Below are 16,870 nucleotides of genomic sequence, written 5' to 3'. Positions count from 1 at the left end.
TGCCCCACCATCCCTGATCTGCGGCTCCGCTAGCCTGGACGCACGATGAGCGACCGTATGACGACACCATGGGGCGAGGTCGAGCTGACCCGCTTCCCCGAGGATCCCCGCGACCGGCTGCGTGCCTGGGACGCCTCCGATGCGTACCTGCTGCACCACCTGGCCGAGCAGGGGGTACCGCTCACGGGGACGGTCGTGGTGGTCGGGGACCGCTGGGGCGCATTGGCCACGGCGCTGGCGCAGCACCGGCCGGCGCAGATCACCGACTCCTTCCTGGGCCAACAGGCGACCCTGAGGAACCTGGCGCGGGCGGGCGTCGAACCCGGTGCCGTGCCGCTGCTCACCACGCAGGACCCGCCGCCGGAGCGCGTGGACGTACTGCTGATTCGGGTACCCAAGAGCCTGGCACTGCTGGAGGAGCAGCTGCTGCGGCTGGCGCCCGCCGTTCACTCGGACACGGTCGTCGTCGGCGCTGGCATGGTCAAGGAGATCCACACCTCCACGCTCCAGCTCTTCGAGCGGATCCTCGGACCGACCCGGACCTCGTTGGCGCGGCAGAAGGCCCGGCTCGTCTTCTGCACCCCGGACCCGGATCTGGAGCGGCCCGCGAACCCGTGGCCTTACAGCTACGTCCTTCCGAGAGGCATCGGTGCGGTGTCGGGGCGAACGGTCGTCAACCACGCCGGCGTGTTCTGTGCCGATCGCCTCGACATCGGCACCCGCTTCTTCCTCCAGCATCTGCCCGGACCGGGCGCCGGGCGTGTGGTGGACCTCGGGTGCGGCAACGGCGTCGTCGGTACAGCAGTGGCCCTCGCCGATCCGGTGGCCGAGGTGTTGTTCGTGGACGAGTCGTTCCAGGCGGTGGCTTCCGCCGAGGCCACGTACAAGGCCAACGGAGTACCTGGGCATGCCGAGTTCCGGGTCGGGGACGGGCTGGCCGGCGTGGCGTCCGCCAGCGTGGACCTGGTCCTGAACAACCCGCCGTTCCACTCTCACCAGGCGACCTCCGACGCCACGGCGTGGCGGATGTTCACCGGGGCACGGCGCGCGCTGCGGCCCGGCGGCGAACTCTGGGTGATCGGCAACCGCCATCTGGGCTACCACGTGAAACTCAAACGACTGTTCGGGAACTGTCAGCTGGTCGCGAGTGACCCGAAGTTCGTGGTGCTGAAGGCCGTCAAGGCGTGAGGGTCGTCCAGGAGCTGGGGCACATCGAGGACTGACGGACCTCGCCGGCCGCGGGCAGCTGTCGGAGTCGGGGCGCGACGGTGGAGGGGCAGGCGGCTGATCAGCCGGGCGAACCGCTGAGGACGCCGATGATCCGGTGCACCGTCCGGGCCATCGCCTCCCTGCCGACGCTGAGGTACCTGCGGGAGTCAACGGCCTCCGGGTGGGTGGCGAGGAACTCCCGGATCGCTCTGGTCATGGCGATGTTGAGCGCGGTGCCGACGTTGACCTTGGCAATGCCTCCCGTAACCGCCGCGACCAGCCCGTCGTCTGGTACGCCGGAGGAGCCGTGCAGGACGAGCGGGACGCAGAGCGCGGCAGAGAGCCGCTTGAGCAGGCCGTGGTCGAGGGTGGCGGTGCGGGTGGTCATGGCGTGCACGCTGCCGATGGCGACGGCCAGGGCGTCGACGCCGGTCGCGGCGACGAAACCGCGTGCCTGGTCGGGGTCGGTGCGGGCGCCGGGCGCGTGTGCGTCCCGTGCGGGCCGACCGCCCCGCCCTCGCCCGTCCTGCCCGTCCTTGCCGCCCACCTGCCCCAACTCTGCCTCGATCCACAATCCCTGGGCATGCGCCCAGTCCGCGGCGGCGCGGGTCGCAGCGAGGTTGTCGGCGTACGGCAGGCGGGCCGCGTCGTACATCACCGAACTGAAGCCTGCGCCGGGCGCCTGACGCAGCAGGTCGTCGCTCTGCACGTGGTCCAGGTGCAAGGCCACGGGTACGGCCGCACGTTCGGCGGCGGCGACGGCCGCGCGAGCCAGCGGCAGGAGCCGTCCGTAGCGGAACTTCACGGCGTTCTCGCTGACTTGGAGGACGACGGGCGTGCCGGCCGACTCGGCGCCGGTGATGACCGCCTCGATGTGTTCCAGGGTGACGATGTTGAACGCGGCGACGGCCGAGCGGACTTCGGCGGCACGGGTGACCAGCTCACCGGTTGACGCTAGAGGCACGTGAGGTGTCCTTCCAGGGCGCAGGGCGGCACATTCGGGGGGCTTGGATTTGCCGGGGCTGGGGGACCGCGGGGGCTGGGGTGCGGGGTATTCAGGGTGCTCAGGGTGCTCAGGGTGCTCAGGGTGCTCAGGGTGCTCAGGGTGCTCAGGGTGCGAGGATCACCGAACGGGTGAGGTGGCGCGGCCGGTCGGGATCGAGACCGCGCGCGGCGGCGACGGCGACCGCAAGACGCTGGACGCGGACGAGTTCGGCGAGCGGGTCGAGACCACTGTCGATCCACAAGCCGCCGGTGGCCCGGACCTGGTCAGCGAGACCGTCAGGCGCCTCGCCGAGCATCCAGGTGGCCGTGCCCTCGGCGGTGATGCTGATCGGGCCGTGCCGGTACTCCATCGCTGGGTAGGCCTCTGTCCAGGAGAGCGAGGCCTCGCGCATCTTCAACCCGGCCTCGTTCGCGAGTCCGACGGTCCAGCCGCGTCCCAGAAAGGTGAACTGAGCACACTCCACCAGCCCCTTGGGCAGGGGAATGGCCAGGGCGGTGTGCGCGTCGGCGACGACGGAGTCGGTGTGTCGGCCGAGATGGGCGCGCAGCAAGGTGAGAGCGGTGGTCGCGAACCGCGTCTGAACGACGGAGCACTCATCGGCGAAGTCCAGGGCGACGAGGTCGTCGGCAACCGCGCTGACGGGGGTGTCCGGGTCGGCGGTGACCGCTGTGGTCCGCATCCTGCCCCTCAACTGGCTGAGCAGTTGGAGCACTTCGGTGGTGGTACCGGAGCGGGTGAGGGCGATCACCCGGTCGTAGGAACGCCCGCACGGGAACTCGGAGGCGGCGAACGCGTCACTCTCGCCCCGTCCGGCGCCCTCGCGCAGGGCGGCCACCGCCTGCGCCATGAAGTACGAGGTTCCGCACCCGACGACCGCGATCCGCTCACCGGGGACCGGAAGCGCGTCGCGGTGCCGGCCGACCTCCTCGGCCGCCCGGATCCAGCACTCGGGCTGGCTGTTCAGTTCGTCCTCGACATGGGTCATGCCCCCACCCTTCCCTTCTGCTTGTTCCTGCAAGATATAGCGAAGTTTCAATCACAATCAAGCATTTCCTCGCGAGATCAGTGCGCTAGGGTCGCCGTGGCATGGGAGAACGATCGGGAACGATCGGAGAAACGGAGGGTGCGGATGTCCCGGGACGCTCGCTGGAAAGCGCTGCTGGAACTGCTCGTCGAGCGGGGCCGGCTGGAGGTGGAGGAGGCGGCGACCGAACTGGAGGTATCGGCGGCGACGATCCGCCGGGACTTCGACCAGCTCGCCGAACAGCAGATGCTGGTGCGCACCCGGGGCGGGGCGGTAGTGCACGGAGTGTCGTACGAACTCCCCCTGCGCTACAAGACGGCCCGCCGCGCCTCCGAGAAGCATCGCATCGCCAAGGCGGTGGCCGGCCTGGTCGCCCCCGGAGAGGCAGTGGGGCTGACCGGCGGTACGACCACCACGGAGGTTGCCCGATCCCTGGCCGTCCGCAGCGACCTGTCCGCGGGCTCACCGGCGCTCACCGTCGTCACCAACGCGCTCAACATCGCCAACGAGCTCGCCGTACGACCCCAGTTCAAGATCGTGGTGACGGGCGGGGTGGCACGCCCGCAGTCGTACGAACTCATCGGCCCGCTCGCGGACGGCGTCCTCGGGCAGGTCACGCTCGATGTGGCCGTGCTGGGTGTCGTCGCCTTCGACGTCGTCCACGGCGCGGCGGCGCACGACGAGGCGGAGGCAGCGATCAACCGGATGTTGTGCGAGCGCGCCGTACGGGTGGTGGTTGCGGCCGACTCCAGCAAGCTGGGTCAACGCGCGTTCGCCTGGATCTGCGGAGCCGAGCTGGTGAACACCCTCGTGACGGACACCGCAGTGGACCAGGAGACCGTGCGGCGGTTCGAGGAGGCGGGCGTCCAGGTCATGGCGGTGTGACGCCCGGCGGCCTCAGACGCCGCCGAAATCGGCCTTCACGAAACCTGCGCCACGCTGGTCGTTGCAGCCGACCGCGTGACGGCCGGCCAGGTCGGGCCACCTCTGTTGGGCCTGGAGCGCTACGCTCACCAGGGTCAACAGCAGGTCCACGTCGCTCGCTGCGTCCAGGCGCAGGGTCACCCACTGCGAGCCGGGCACTATCCTTATCACCCCCGAGTCCCTGAGGTCCTTGGCGAACCGCCGAATGGCGCGGTCGGTGAGCCGCAGGTCGACATCCCGGTCCGAGTGGAAGTGGACGATCTCGCCTTGGGCCGAACTCACTCCCTGCCCCAGACCGCAGCTCGGTGCGGTCTGTCGCAGGTCCGGCCAGGTCGCCAATTGCGCTAGCGCGCGCGAGGCCAACGTCATGGACCCATCATGGCGCGCTCACCCGTCGGCAACCAGCTTGTGAGCAAGCCTTAACCGACCCGTGTCCGCCGGACGTTGACGGTTTCGCACGTCCGCGCAGTGAGCGCACCGGTGATGCGCGGGCACGAAGTGCGCACGCATCACCGGTGCGACCCCACCAGGCCCACGCCGTGCGCCAACTGGGTGGCCGCGTGCCGGAAGAAGGCATCACGGTCCTCCACCACCCCCTTGAACTGCCCGAACAGTTCGAAGCCGATCAGCCCGAACAACTGCGCCCAGGCCGCCACCAGCGCCAAGGCTGCCTCGGGCGGCAGGTCCGGGGCAAGATCGGCGGCCATACGCTCGGCTTCGGGACGCAGGCCTGCGGGCAGCGGGAGCTCGGCCAGGCCGGACGTTTCACGGGCGTCCCGGACGACGCCGATGAGGACCAGTCCCACGCGGGACGCGGCCCGGACCGTGGCCTGGGGGGCGGTGTAGCCAGGTACGGGCGAGCCATAGATCAGCGCGTACTCGTGCGTATGGGTGAGCGCCCAGCCGCGCGCCGCCTCGCACACCGCTATCCAACGGGCCACGGGGCCGGCACCGACAACCGCGCCGCCCGCTCTCTCGGCCGCCTCGCCGAGGGAGTCGTAGGCGTCGATGATCAGTGCGGTCAGCAGTTCATCGCGGCTGGGGAAGTAGCGGTACAGCGCCGACGAGACCATACCCAGCTCACGGGCTACGGCCCGCAGCGAGAGCTTGGCCGCGCCCTCCGCCGCGAGCTGTCTGCGGGCCACCTCCTTGATGGCGGCGGTGACTTCGATTCTGGCCCGTGCCCGGGCGCCCCGTACTGCGCTCATACCAGCAGTGTGCCACGAGTGAGAGCGGTGCACACAAAGGAGTTCAGTGCACTTGAAAGAGATCATCAACCCAATACGAGAACAGTGCTCTTGCATCGGGGTGCCTGCTGGCCCCACACTGGAACCAAGCGAGAGCACCGCTCTCCCAAACCGTGGGGATCGCCATGTCTGCACACGTCAAGAAGCCCGGCTGGTTCACCGTCAACGTCTTCAATCGCACCGTCGCCTGGATGACCCGGCGCGGGGTCAGCATCTGGGGTTCCCGCGTCCTCGCGGTCCGGGGCCGCACAAGCGGGCAGTGGCGCACCACCCCGGTCAACCTGCTCACAGTGGACGGTCAGCAGTACCTGGTGGCCCCGCGCGGCCACGTCCAGTGGACCCGCAACATGCGGGCGGCGGGCGGCGGCGAGCTCCGGCTCGGCAAGAACGTGGACGTCTTCACCGCCACCGAGGTCCCCGACGACGACAAGGTCCCACTGCTGCGGGCCTACCTCAAGCGGTGGAAGGCGGAGGTCGGGGTCTTCTTCAACGGCGTCGGCCCCGACTCCCCGGATGAGGACCTGCGCCGCATCGCCCCCGACCACCCGGTCTTCCACCTCACCGTTACGAGCTGACGGCGTCCTCAGCCGCGACTACCGGTTCCCGGTCCAGCGCGGTCAGGGCACGCTGGGCGAACGGACGGGTGCGCACCAGCTCGCCGAGCGAGGTCGAGCCCTGCGTGACGCCCTTGAACGCCCGCCACGCCGGACGGAACCCGGTGAGAGCCGCGTGGAAGAGGCCGGGACGCTTCTCGAACGCGGTCAGCAGCCGCTTCCCCACACTCATCTCGACGCCGAGCCCCGCCTTGATCGCGAAAGCGTAGTTCAGGGCCTGGCGCCGGGTGTCGACGGCGTCATGCGCCTCGGCGATCCGCACCGCCCATTCCCCCGCCAGCCGGCCCGAGCGCAACGCGAAGGAGATGCCCTCACGGGTCCACGGCTCCAGCAGCCCGGCCGCGTCACCGCAGACCAGCACCCGTCCGCGGGAGAGCGGCGAGTCGTCGGCACGGCAACGGGTCAGATGGCCCGAGGAGATGGCCGGCTCGAAACCGGACAGCCCCAGCCGGGCGATGAAATCCTCCAGGTAGCGCTTGGTGGCGGCGCCTTCGCCCCGCGCGGAGATCACGCCGACCGTCAGCGTGTCGGCCTTGGGGAACACCCAACCGTAGCTTCCGGGCATCGGGCCCCAATCGATGAGGACCCGTCCCTTCCAGTCCTCCGCGACCGGTTCCGGAACCGGGATCTCAGCCTCCAAGCCAAGGTCCACCTGGTCCAGCTTCACACCGACGTGAGCTCCTATGCGGCTGGCGCTGCCGTCGGCGCCGACGACCGCACGGGCCAGCACCGTCTCCCCGCCGTGCAGGACGACCGCCACGGTGCGCCGGTCCGGCACCGCGGAGCCGTGCTGCTCGACCCGCTGAACCGCAACGCCCGTGCGGAGCTCGGCGCCCGCCTTCTGAGCGTGCTCGACCAACTGCTGGTCGAATTCAGGACGATTGATCAGCCCGAACAGCATCTGCTTGGAACGGCGGGTGCGGGTGAAGCGGCCGTTGTTCGAGAAGGTGATCGCGTGCACCCGGTCCCGGAAGGGAAGCTCGAACCCGGGCGGCAGCGCGTCGCGCGAAGGGCCGATGATGCCACCGCCGCAGGTTTTGTACCGGGGGAGATCGGCTTTCTCCAGCAACAACACCCGCCGTCCGGCAACCGCCGCCGCATAGGCGGCGGAGGCCCCCGCAGGCCCCGCGCCCACCACGACGACGTCCCACACCCGTTGCACGTCCTCCGCCGAAGAGTTCTCGCCGCTCACGATGGTCTACTGCTCCGATCAAGCCGCTGCCGTAGTGTCCCCCGCATCCTACGGCGGCCGTCACCGCAGGCCACTGTGGGAGGATCGGGAAACCCACGCGTTCAACGTCGCACCCACAAGGAGCGTGCCCATGTCGTCGAATCCGGTCGCCGAGACCGTCGCCTCGCTACTACCCCGGGCGAAGGCGGAGCTGACCGAGCTGGTCGCCTTCAAGTCGGTGGCGGACTTCGAACAGTTCCCGAAGAGCGAGAGCGAGGCCGCCGCGAATTGGATCGCCGACGCGCTGCGCGCCGAGGGCTTCGTCGACGTGGCCTTGCTGGACACTCCCGACGGCACTCAGTCCGTCTACGGCTACCTGCCCGGCCCCGAGGGTGCGAAGACAGTTCTTCTCTATGCTCACTACGACGTTCAGCCGCCGCTGGACGAGGCCGGCTGGGCCACCCCACCGTTCGAGCTGACCGAGCGGGACGGCCGCTGGTACGGCCGTGGCTCCGCCGACTGCAAGGGCGGACTGGTCATGCACCTGCTCGCGCTGCGCGCCCTCAAGGCGAACGGCGGCGTCCCCGTGCACGTGAAGGTGATCGTGGAGGGCTCGGAGGAGCAGGGCACGGGGGGCCTCGAGCAGTACGCTGAGCAGCACCCCGAGCTACTGGCGGCGGACACGATCGTCATCGGCGACACGGGCAACTTCCGCGTCGGCCTGCCGACGGTCACCACCACCTTGCGCGGCATGACCCTGATCCGGGTGCAGATCGACACCCTGGCCGGCAACCTGCACTCGGGCCAGTTTGGCGGCGCCGCGCCGGACGCTCTCGCCGCGCTGATCCGCGTCCTTGACTCGCTGCGCACCGATGACGGCTCCACCACCATCGACGGGCTGGACGCCACCGCCGTGTGGGAGGGCCTGGAGTACACCGAAGACCAGTTCCGCACGGACGCCAAAGTGCTGGACGGCGTGCAGCTGATCGGCGAGGGTTCGGTCGCCGACCGCATCTGGGCACGCCCGGCGGTCACGGTCCTCGGCATCGACTGCCCGCCGGTGGTGGGGGCCACCCCGTCAGTGCAGTCCACTGCCCGTGCCTTGATCAGCCTGCGGGTGCCGCCGGGTGCGGACGCAGTGGCGGCGACCAAGCTGCTCCAGGCGCACGTGGAAGCGCACACACCGTGGGGTGCCCGGGTCACCACCGAACAGATCGGCCAGGGCCAGGCCTTCCGGGCCGACACCGAAAGCCCGGCCTATCGGGCAATGGCCGACGCAATGACGGTGGCCTACCCCGGCGAGACCATGCAGTACGCCGGCCAGGGCGGCTCCATCCCGCTGTGCAGCACCCTCGCCGGGCTGTACCCGCAGGCCGAGATCCTGCTCATCGGCCTGAGCGAGCCGGAGGCGCAGATCCACGCACTCAACGAGAGCGTGTCGCCGCAGGAACTGGAGCGGCTGTCGGTCGCCGAGGCGCTCTTCCTGCGCAACTACGCGGCGGGCTGAACCTTCTGCCCGTAGCAGAGGGTCCTCGCCCCCGGCAGGGCCCTCCTACGGTCAGCACATGCACGTCATCGACCTGCTCCCCCACCTCCACCTGCTGTGCTTCCCCGTCGGCCAGGCCTATCTCTGGCGCAGCGACCATGAGTTGACGCTGACCGACGCGGGCCCGATGGGTTCCGGCCGGAAGATCTGCGACGCGGCCAGCGCCCTGGGGCACGTGCCTGGTGACGTGCGGCAGATCGTGTCGACCCACTTCCGCGCGGAGCACGCGGGCAGGGCAGGCGAGTTCGCCGCACTGAGCGGCGCCGACGTACTGGGCTCCGCCTGGACGCGCCGTTCGTCCGTGGGGAACCACGCAGCACACCCCGGCGGTTCGAGGAGTGGGAGCTGTCGATCCACGCGGCGGCGGCCGGGCAACTGTCCAGGGGAACGCCGGTGCCGCCGGCTGCGGTCACCGGTGTGTCGGAGGGCGACCATCAGCGTCTGCGACGCCGTCTTCCGGGGGCCCGCCGACTTACCAGACCACCCCCAGGTCATGCCTTCGGCGGAGAGCGACAGTCATGCCGGCGGGTGATCAAGCAGCTCACTTGCCGGGTGCGGGAAGGAGGCCGAGGGACGACCGCCTGGAGCGCGCGGAGCCGGCCGTCCGCACCCGTGTCGCGGCCCTACCGGAGGGGCTCCAGCACTACCGCAGCGACGGATCTGCGGCGCCGGGAGGTCATCCGACCGGCACTCCAGCCTCCAGGTAGAGCGCAGTGCCCCGCTCGCGGGCCCGCAGGGCCCAGCGCAAACGCTCGTAGCGGACCGGCGGGAGCATCTCGGCGGCCTCCTGCTCGCTGGCGAAGCGCCACGCCCGCAGCTCCGGCCCCGGCAACAGCACTCCGGAGGCCTCGGCAGATCCCAGCCGGCCACCGTCGAACAGCAGGCGCAGCCCGCCGAAGCCGGGCGGCGCGGGCCGCTCCCAGTCGACGACGAGCAGCCGGGGCACCTCCCGCAACCGTATCCCGGTCTCCTCGGCGACCTCGCGTATGCCCGCACGAGCCGGGGCCTCCCCGGGTTCCACCACCCCGCCGGGAAACTCCCAGCCGGGCTTGTAGGTGGGGTCCACGAGCAGCACCCGATCGTGCTCGTCGAAGAGGAGGACGCCGGCGGCGAGCGTCTCAGCGGTCGGCTCCGGGGTCTGCACGATGTCACAGGCGGGTACAGCACCGCTGCCGACGGAGTCGGCTATGCGGACCGCCGTCTCGCGGGAGGTGAGAGCGCTGTTGTCCACGAGATGGGCGTCGGCCGTGAGCCAGGAGGCGAGGGCGGCGCGGTAGGCATCCATCTGTTCGTCCGACCACTGCCGCTCCCGTGCCCCACCCCAGTGCGGGTCCGGCGGCGCCTCCCGCTGGGCGGCGCGCTCGCGCAGGATCGTTTCGGCCGGGGTGAGCAGAAGATGGTGCACCGGAATCCTCCGGGCGGCGAGGCCGCCGAAGATCTCATCCCGGTACTCCTGACGGAACACGGTCATGGGCACGACGAGGGTACCGCCCAGTTCGGCCAGCATCCCGGCGGCCGTGTCCACCACGAGTCGGCGCCAGATCGGCAGCTCCTGGAGGTCACCGGCCTCGGCGACGCGCTTGGCCGGCAGCAGGTGCGCAAGCGCCGCGCCGACTATCTCGGGGTCGAAGAGCGTGCTGTGCGGGATCAGCTCGATCAGCTCCCGTGCGGTCGTGGTCTTCCCCGCACCGAACGCGCCGTTGATCCAGACGACGGTCACTGACTCCCCCTCTTCTGTTGGCCCCCTGTGGCTTGCCCGTTTCACTCTGCCACGGAAACCCTGTCCCGGTGAGGGCGCCCGTACGGAGGGGGGCGGCGATGCCCTCTTACCACGGGACACCGGCACGCACGCCGTACGCCGTGGGGCTATTCCTGGCCAAGGGCGTCGTCGTCAACGGCCAGGCTGTCCTGGCTGACCAGATGACCAGCCGTGCCGAGGGTGTCCGAGACCTTGAGGTCACCGAGGACTCCGTCGTCCGCGGCATGGGACGGGGTGACCGCCGCGACGACGAATCCGGCGGTCAGGGTGGCGATGGCGAGCATGCTGCGCTTCTTCATGCGCTGATCAACTACGGAAACCGCCGGGAGTCACGGGGCTCGCCCCGGTTTCGTATCCGGTCCGGTAGCTGGGGCGGATCCGGCGACACAGCGTGACGCCGGACTCGTCCTCTCAACGACCCCGTGCCACCGGATCCGGCTCCACCACAGCACGGGGTTGCTGGCGTGTCCAGGAGGCCACGACGGGCACCGACCGGGGTGCCCCGGCTCATCGTCGCGAGGGCTGCGAGGCGAGGGCAAGGCCGCGCCGGCGAAGCGGCGGCCGCTCAGACCATGCTGGCAGGGCGGACCCCCGCCGAGCCGGCGCACCCCTGGATCAGAAGCCCACCGCGGCCGGGTCCGGCCTACGGGCCAGCGCCGCCGCGGCAGCACCGACGAGACCCGCGTCAGTGCCCATCTGCGCGGGCACGACCGTCAGCCGCTGCACGAAGGACAGGGTCGCGTAGTCGGTGAGGGCTTTGCGCAGCGGTGTGAAGAGGATGTCACCGGCCTTGCCGACGCCCCCGCCGATCACCGCGATGTCGATCTCGACCAAGGTTGCGGTGGCCGCGATACCGGCGGCCAGTGCCTGCGCGGCACGCTCGAAGGAGGCCAAGGCGACTGCATCGCCCTCACGGGCGGCGGCAGCCACCGCAGCGGCAGAGGTGTCACCGCCGGCTCCCGGGCGCCAGCCCTGTTCCAGGGCGCGCCGGGCGATGTGGGGCCCACTGGCGATGCGCTCCACGCAGCCGCGCGAGCCGCACGGGCAGGGATCGCCGTCGAGGTCGACGCTGATGTGACCGATGTGCCCAGCATTGCCGGTCGGGCCGGGGTGCAACTCACCATTGAGGACCAGCCCGCCGCCGACACCGGTCGAGACCACCATGCACAGCGCGTTGTCGTGGCCGCGGGCCGCGCCCTGCCAGTGCTCGGCCGCCGTGATGGCCACACCATCGCCGATCAGCTCGACGGGGCGGCCACCGGTGACCGCACCTACCCGCTCGACCAGGGGAAATTCACGCCAGCCGGGCACGTTCACCGGACTGACGGTGCCTGCTGAGGCGTCCACCGGGCCCGCGCTACCGATACCGATCGAACCTGCTCGTCCCCACAGGGGCGAACCGGCGAGCTCGCCGAGCACCTCCTCGACGGCCTGCATGACCGTTTCGCCGTCCTGCTGGGCGGGGGTGGGGCGCTGAGCCCGCGTCAGGATCCGCCCGCCCGCGTCCACCAGCGCGCCGGCGATCTTGGTGCCGCCGATGTCCAGGGCCGCCACGAAATCGGTATGCATCAGAGTCAGACTCCCCGTTGAAGCTTGAGAACCGAACGAAGAAAAGCCGGTCAAGCGGTGGGGGCGCAGGCCGGAGACAGTGGTGGACAGTCTCTCTCGCATCTGACAACGTTGTCCAGGCTCTATGCTCGACGGCACATCCTGATACACATACAAGCCCGCGAGCCGGCGCACCACCACGAGGGGGACGCAATTCCCCCCTGAGGGGACATCCCCCCACGGGCCGGACGGACGAGAGACAGGACAGCGCATCGTGCCCGAGATAACCCGCGGCGCAGACCGCCCACCGGGGACCCGCTACGGCAACCGCCCGACGATGAAGGACGTGGCGGCCCGGGCTGGAGTCGGGCTCAAGACGGTCTCCCGGGTGGTCAACGGCGAGCCCGGGGTCACTCCGGACACCGAACGCCGGGTGCAGGAGGCGATCGACGCTCTCGGGTTCCGCCGCAACGACAGCGCCAGGGTGTTGCGCAAGGGGCGTACCGCGAGCATAGGCCTGGTCCTGGAGGATCTCGCCGACCCGTTCTACGGCCCGCTCAGCCGGGCCGTGGAGGAGGTGGCCCGCGCTCACGGCGCCCTGCTGATCAACGGCTCCAGTGCGGAGGATCCGGAGCGCGAACAAGAGCTTGCGCTCGCCCTGTGTGCGCGGCGGGTGGACGGACTGGTGGTCATCCCGGCCGGGAGCGACCACCGCTATCTGGAGCCCGAGATCAGGGCCGGTGTGGCGACGGTGTTCGTGGACCGTCCGGCCGGACGGATCGACGCCGACGTGGTGCTGTCCGACAACTACGGCGGTGCCCGCGACGGCGTGGCTCACCTGATCGCGCACGGGCACCGGCGGATCGGGTTCATCGGCGACATGCCCCGCATCCACACTGCGGCCGAGCGGCTGCGCGGCTACCAGGCGGCCATGGCGGACGCGGACATACCCGTCGCGGAACACTGGATGTCCCTCGGGGCGACGAGTCCGGAGCGGGTGCGCCGGGAGGCAGAGGCGATGCTCTGCGACCGTGATCCGGTCACCGCGGTCTTCACCGGCAACAACCGGGTGACGGTCACCGTGATCCGGGTCCTCGCCGAACACTCCCGGCAGGTCGCCCTGGTCGGTTTCGACGACATCGAACTGGCCGATCTGCTCCAGCCCGGCGTCACGGTCGTCGCGCAGGACGCTGCGGCCCTGGGCCGGACGGCCGCCGAACGTCTCTTCCGCCAGTTGGACGGCACCCTCGTCACTCCGGAGCGCATCGAGTTGCCCACCCGGCTGATCACTCGCGGCTCGGGCGAGCTGTCACCGGCCGGGTGAGCCGTACGGCGGCGGCCAGCGGACCAGAAAAGCCCCAGCACCGGCGCGCACCCCGACCCGGCTCCAGCGATACCGGCTCTCGGGCCCGGTCCGTGCTCCCCGGCGCCGGTCGGCCCGAAGTCACGCGGCCGGGGCCGAGGCGGGCGCGCTACTTCGCGGAGGCCGTCAAGTCACCGCGGCGGGGGGCAGCGAAGGCCTCCAGGTCGGCCCGGGCCAGACCGGTCAGGCGCGCGACCTCGGCGATGTCGAGGGCTCCACAATCCAGCCCGCGCAGCAGGTAGCCGCTGAGCGCCTTGGCGGTGGCGGGCTCGTCCATGACGTCGCCGCCGACGTGGCCCGCGTAGCGGGCCAGGCGGACCGCCGCCTGCTCGAAGCCCTCGCGATAGAACGCGAAGACGGCGGCGTAGCGGGTGGGGATGTGGCCGGGGTGCATGTCCCACCCCTGGTAGTAGGCACGGGCGAGGGCTCGGCGGGTGAGGCCGTAGTGCAGCCGCCAGGCGTCGTGGACCTTGTCCGCCGGACCGACCGGAAGGACGTTGGTGGAGCCGTCGCAGACGCGGACGCCGGTGCCCGCGGCAGCCACCTGCATGACCGCCTTGGCGTGGTCAGCGGCTGGGTGGTCACTGGCCTGATAGGCGGCGGAGACGCCGAGGCAGGCGCTGTAGTCGAAGGTTCCGTAGTGGAGCCCGGTGGCCCGGCCTTCGGACGCCTGGATCATGCGGGCGACCGCAGCGGTTCCGTCCGCCGCGAGGATGGCTTGGCTGGTCTCGATCTGGATCTCGAAGCCCAGACGACCGGCGTCGAGTCCGTGCGCCTCCTCGAAGGCTTCCAGCAGTCGCACGAAGGCGCTCACCTGCTCGGGGTACGTCACCTTCGGCAGGGTGATGACCAGTCCCTCGGGTAGACCGCCGGCCGCCATCAGACCGGTGAGGAAGACGTCGAGGGTGCGGATGCCCCGGTCACGCACGGCGGCTTCCATGCACTTCGTGCGAATGCCCATATAGGGCGCCGCCGAACCGTTGCGGCAGGCCTCGGCGATGATGCGGGCGGCGCGCGCGGCTGCCTCGTCCTCCTCGGCGTCGGGGCGGGGACCGTAGCCGTCCTCGAAGTCGACGCGCAGGTCCTCGATGGGCTCACTCTCCAGCTTGGCGCGGACGCGGGAGTAGACCGGTTCGGCGAGTTCGCCGGCGAGGCCGAGGACAGCCGCGAAGGAGGTGGCGTCGGGGGCGTGCCGGTCCAGGAGTGCGAGGGCCTGGTCGCCCCAGGAACGGACGGTACCGGCGGCGAACACGTCACCGGGGACGTAGACGGTGTGGACGGGCTGGCGGGTCCCCGGGTCCCCCGGGTAGCGGCGCTCCAGCTCCGCATCGACCGGTGCGAGGGAGGCGTTGATCTCCTCGCTGACGGCGCCCGCGAGACTCGTCGCCACCTTTTCCTGCTGACCCATCCCACACCCTCCAATTTCCACTGTACGGAATCAACAATCCGTAGAATGAAGTTATCCGGGTCATTCTCACTGGTCAACACCCGTCCGGACACCGGTCAACACCCGTCGGACACGGCCCGTACCAGCCCGGATTCCCGCGCGCCGCCACCAGGATGCACCGAGGCCCCTGTGACCACACCGGTCACAGGGGCCTCGTACGCCTTGGGGGCGGGGCGGGGTATCAGCCCTTGCGGGTCTTGATCTCCTCGGTCAGCTGCGGGACGACGTCGAAGAGGTCGCCGACAACGCCGTAGTCGACCAGCTCGAAGATCGGGGCCTCGGCGTCCTTGTTGACGGCCACGATCGTCTTCGAGGTCTGCATACCGGCGCGGTGCTGGATCGCACCGGAGATGCCGTTGGCGATGTAGAGCTGCGGCGAGACCGACTTGCCCGTCTGGCCGACCTGGTTGGTGTGCGGGTACCAGCCGGCATCCACCGCGGCACGCGAGGCACCCACAGCCGCGCCGAGCTGGTCGGCCAGCGCCTCGATGATCGCGAAGTTCTCCGCGCCGTTCACACCGCGGCCACCGGAGACCACGATCGCGGCCTCGGTCAGCTCCGGACGGCCCGTCGACTCACGCGGCGTACGGCCGGTGACCTGGGTGCCGGTCGCCTGGGCGGAGAAGGTCACCGACAGGCCCTCCACGGCACCGGCGGCCGGGGCCGCCTCAACGGCCGCGCTGTTCGGCTTGACCGTGATGACCGGGGTGCCCTTGACGACCCGGGACTTGGTGGTGAAGGAGGCGGCGAACACCGACTGGGTGGCCACCGGGCCGCCCTCGTCACCCGCTTCCAGGTCGACGGCGTCGGTGATGATGCCGGACCCGATGCGCAGCGCCAGGCGGGCGGCGATCTCCTTGCCCTCGACGGAGGACGGGACCAGCACGGCGGCCGGGGCGACGGCCTCGTGGGCGGCCTGCAGGGCGTCCACCTTCGGCACGACGAGGTACGCGGCATACTCGGGCGCGTCGTGGGTGAGGACCTTCACCGCGCCGTGCTCAGCGAGCGTGGCGGCGGTGTCGGCGGCACCGTTGCCGAGGGCGACGGCGACGGGCTCGCCGATGCGGCGGGCCAGGGTCAGCAGCTCCAGGGTGGGCTTGCGGACGGCGCCGTCCACGTGGTCGACGTAGACGAGGACTTCAGCCATGGGATTGCTCTCCTGCGTAACGAAGTTGAGGGGCGGTCAGCGGGGGTGAGCCCTTAGATGAACTTCTGGCTCGCGAGGAACTCAGCGAGCTGCTTGCCGCCCTCGCCCTCGTCCTTGACGATGGTGCCGGCCGACCGGGCCGGGCGCTCGGCCGCGGACTCCACCTTGGTGAACGCGCCGTCCAGGCCGACCTCTTCGGCCTCGATGTCCAGGTCGGACAGGTCCCAGGACTGAACCGGCTTCTTCTTGGCCGCCATGATGCCCTTGAAGGACGGGTAGCGAGCCTCGCCCGACTGGTCGGTGACGGACACGACCGCCGGGAGCTGCGCCTGAAGCTGCTCACTGGCCGTGTCGCCGTCCCGACGGCCCTTGACGGTGCCGTCCTCGACGGAGACCTCCGACAGAAGGGTGACCTGCGGGACGCCCAGGCGCTCGGCGACGAGTGCGGGAACGACGCCCATGGTGCCGTCGGTGGAGGCCATGCCGGAGACGACCAGGTCGAAGCCAGCCTTCTCGATGGCCTTGGCCAACACCAGCGAGGTGCCGATGACGTCGGTGCCGTGCAGGTCGTCGTCCTCGACGTGGATGGCCTTGTCGGCACCCATGGACAGCGCCTTGCGGAGCGCGTCCTTCGCGTCCTCCGGACCGATGGTCACCACGGTGACCTCGGCGTCGCCCCCCTCGTCCCGCCGACCTTCGGCGATCTGCAGCGCCTGTTCGACCGCGTACTCGTCCAGCTCGGAGAGCAGACCGTCCACGTCGTCACGGTCGACGGTCAGGTCATCGGCGAAGTGCCGGTCGCCAGTGGCGTCGGGCACGTACTTCACAGTGACAACGATCCTCAAGCTCACGCCGGCTCTCCTAC

17 protein-coding genes are annotated in these 16,870 nt (G+C 70.4%); 6 read left to right on the top strand and 11 right to left on the bottom strand.

Annotation, left to right across the window (positions count from 1 at the left end):
• Positions 1-57: 57 nt before the first annotated feature.
• On the top strand, positions 58-1,188 hold the full coding sequence (locus LK06_RS30030) for a methyltransferase (protein WP_043408402.1): 1,131 nt from the start codon (positions 58-60) through the stop codon (positions 1,186-1,188).
• Positions 1,189-1,288: 100 nt separating this feature from the next.
• Here the strand turns inward: LK06_RS30030 and LK06_RS30025 are convergent, their stop codons facing one another.
• A complete protein-coding gene (locus LK06_RS30025; protein WP_043408405.1) occupies positions 1,289-2,173 on the bottom strand; it encodes a class II fructose-bisphosphate aldolase in 885 nt (294 codons plus the stop codon).
• 145 nt (positions 2,174-2,318) lie between these two features.
• Positions 2,319-3,200, bottom strand: coding sequence for an SIS domain-containing protein (locus tag LK06_RS30020; RefSeq protein WP_043433259.1), 882 nt, complete (start codon positions 3,198-3,200; stop codon positions 2,319-2,321).
• A 144-nt stretch (positions 3,201-3,344) separates the two neighbouring features.
• On the opposite strand from LK06_RS30020, the gene LK06_RS30015 reads away from it, so the two are divergent.
• A complete protein-coding gene (locus LK06_RS30015) occupies positions 3,345-4,124 on the top strand; it encodes a DeoR/GlpR family DNA-binding transcription regulator (RefSeq protein WP_043433258.1) in 780 nt (259 codons plus the stop codon).
• 12 nt (positions 4,125-4,136) lie between these two features.
• Here the strand turns inward: LK06_RS30015 and LK06_RS30010 are convergent, their stop codons facing one another.
• Positions 4,137-4,532, bottom strand: a complete 396-nt coding sequence (locus LK06_RS30010; RefSeq protein WP_159025352.1) for a luciferase domain-containing protein — start codon at positions 4,530-4,532, stop codon at positions 4,137-4,139.
• Positions 4,533-4,672: 140 nt separating this feature from the next.
• Entirely contained in the window at positions 4,673-5,371 is a 699-nt protein-coding gene (locus tag LK06_RS30005; protein ID WP_043433256.1) for a TetR/AcrR family transcriptional regulator, read from the bottom strand.
• A 164-nt stretch (positions 5,372-5,535) separates the two neighbouring features.
• Here LK06_RS30005 and LK06_RS30000 point away from each other — a divergent pair, with 164 nt between their 5' ends.
• Complete coding sequence (locus LK06_RS30000; protein ID WP_039652231.1) at positions 5,536-5,985, top strand: nitroreductase family deazaflavin-dependent oxidoreductase; 450 nt, start codon at positions 5,536-5,538, stop codon at positions 5,983-5,985.
• Here the strand turns inward: LK06_RS30000 and LK06_RS29995 are convergent.
• Entirely contained in the window at positions 5,975-7,216 is a 1,242-nt protein-coding gene (locus LK06_RS29995) for a geranylgeranyl reductase family protein (RefSeq protein WP_039651930.1), read from the bottom strand. The two genes, LK06_RS30000 and LK06_RS29995, sit on opposite strands and share 11 nt — an antisense overlap.
• A gap of 130 nt (positions 7,217-7,346) precedes the next feature.
• Here LK06_RS29995 and LK06_RS29990 point away from each other — a divergent pair, with 130 nt between their 5' ends.
• A complete protein-coding gene (locus LK06_RS29990; protein ID WP_039651932.1) occupies positions 7,347-8,702 on the top strand; it encodes a dipeptidase in 1,356 nt (451 codons plus the stop codon).
• A 58-nt stretch (positions 8,703-8,760) separates the two neighbouring features.
• Positions 8,761-9,273 carry an MBL fold metallo-hydrolase gene (locus tag LK06_RS29985; protein WP_052269881.1) on the top strand — a complete coding sequence of 171 codons (513 nt, stop codon included), beginning with the start codon at positions 8,761-8,763 and terminating at the stop codon, positions 9,271-9,273.
• Between the two features lie 144 nt (positions 9,274-9,417).
• Here the strand turns inward: LK06_RS29985 and LK06_RS29980 are convergent, their stop codons facing one another.
• The 3 genes from LK06_RS29980 to LK06_RS29970 form a co-directional block, all read right to left on the bottom strand.
• Positions 9,418-10,461 carry an NUDIX hydrolase gene (locus LK06_RS29980; RefSeq protein ID WP_039651933.1) on the bottom strand — a complete coding sequence of 348 codons (1,044 nt, stop codon included), beginning with the start codon at positions 10,459-10,461 and terminating at the stop codon, positions 9,418-9,420.
• Positions 10,462-10,607: 146 nt separating this feature from the next.
• Positions 10,608-10,799 carry a hypothetical protein gene (locus LK06_RS29975; protein WP_043433253.1) on the bottom strand — a complete coding sequence of 64 codons (192 nt, stop codon included), beginning with the start codon at positions 10,797-10,799 and terminating at the stop codon, positions 10,608-10,610.
• Positions 10,800-11,115: 316 nt separating this feature from the next.
• A complete protein-coding gene (locus LK06_RS29970) occupies positions 11,116-12,069 on the bottom strand; it encodes an ROK family protein (RefSeq protein ID WP_043433250.1) in 954 nt (317 codons plus the stop codon).
• A 253-nt stretch (positions 12,070-12,322) separates the two neighbouring features.
• Here LK06_RS29970 and LK06_RS29965 point away from each other — a divergent pair, with 253 nt between their 5' ends.
• Entirely contained in the window at positions 12,323-13,372 is a 1,050-nt protein-coding gene (locus tag LK06_RS29965; protein ID WP_039651938.1) for a LacI family DNA-binding transcriptional regulator, read from the top strand.
• Positions 13,373-13,520: 148 nt separating this feature from the next.
• Here the strand turns inward: LK06_RS29965 and LK06_RS29960 are convergent, their stop codons facing one another.
• The 3 genes from LK06_RS29960 to LK06_RS29950 all read right to left on the bottom strand — a co-directional run bounded on the left by LK06_RS29960 (position 13,521) and on the right by LK06_RS29950 (position 16,856).
• Positions 13,521-14,819, bottom strand: a complete 1,299-nt coding sequence (locus tag LK06_RS29960; protein WP_039651940.1) for a DUF6986 family protein — start codon at positions 14,817-14,819, stop codon at positions 13,521-13,523.
• 220 nt (positions 14,820-15,039) lie between these two features.
• Positions 15,040-16,005 carry an electron transfer flavoprotein subunit alpha/FixB family protein gene (locus LK06_RS29955; protein ID WP_039651941.1) on the bottom strand — a complete coding sequence of 322 codons (966 nt, stop codon included), beginning with the start codon at positions 16,003-16,005 and terminating at the stop codon, positions 15,040-15,042.
• Between the two features lie 53 nt (positions 16,006-16,058).
• Complete coding sequence (locus LK06_RS29950) at positions 16,059-16,856, bottom strand: electron transfer flavoprotein subunit beta/FixA family protein (RefSeq protein ID WP_039651942.1); 798 nt, start codon at positions 16,854-16,856, stop codon at positions 16,059-16,061.
• Positions 16,857-16,870: the final 14 nt, after the last annotated feature.

Origin of the sequence: Streptomyces pluripotens (genome assembly GCF_000802245.2) — a bacterium.
In the GTDB taxonomy this organism is placed as follows: Bacteria; Actinomycetota; Actinomycetes; order Streptomycetales; family Streptomycetaceae; genus Streptomyces; species Streptomyces pluripotens.
Note: the sequence above shows the minus strand (reverse complement) of the source record. Positions and strands in the feature narration are given on the sequence as shown.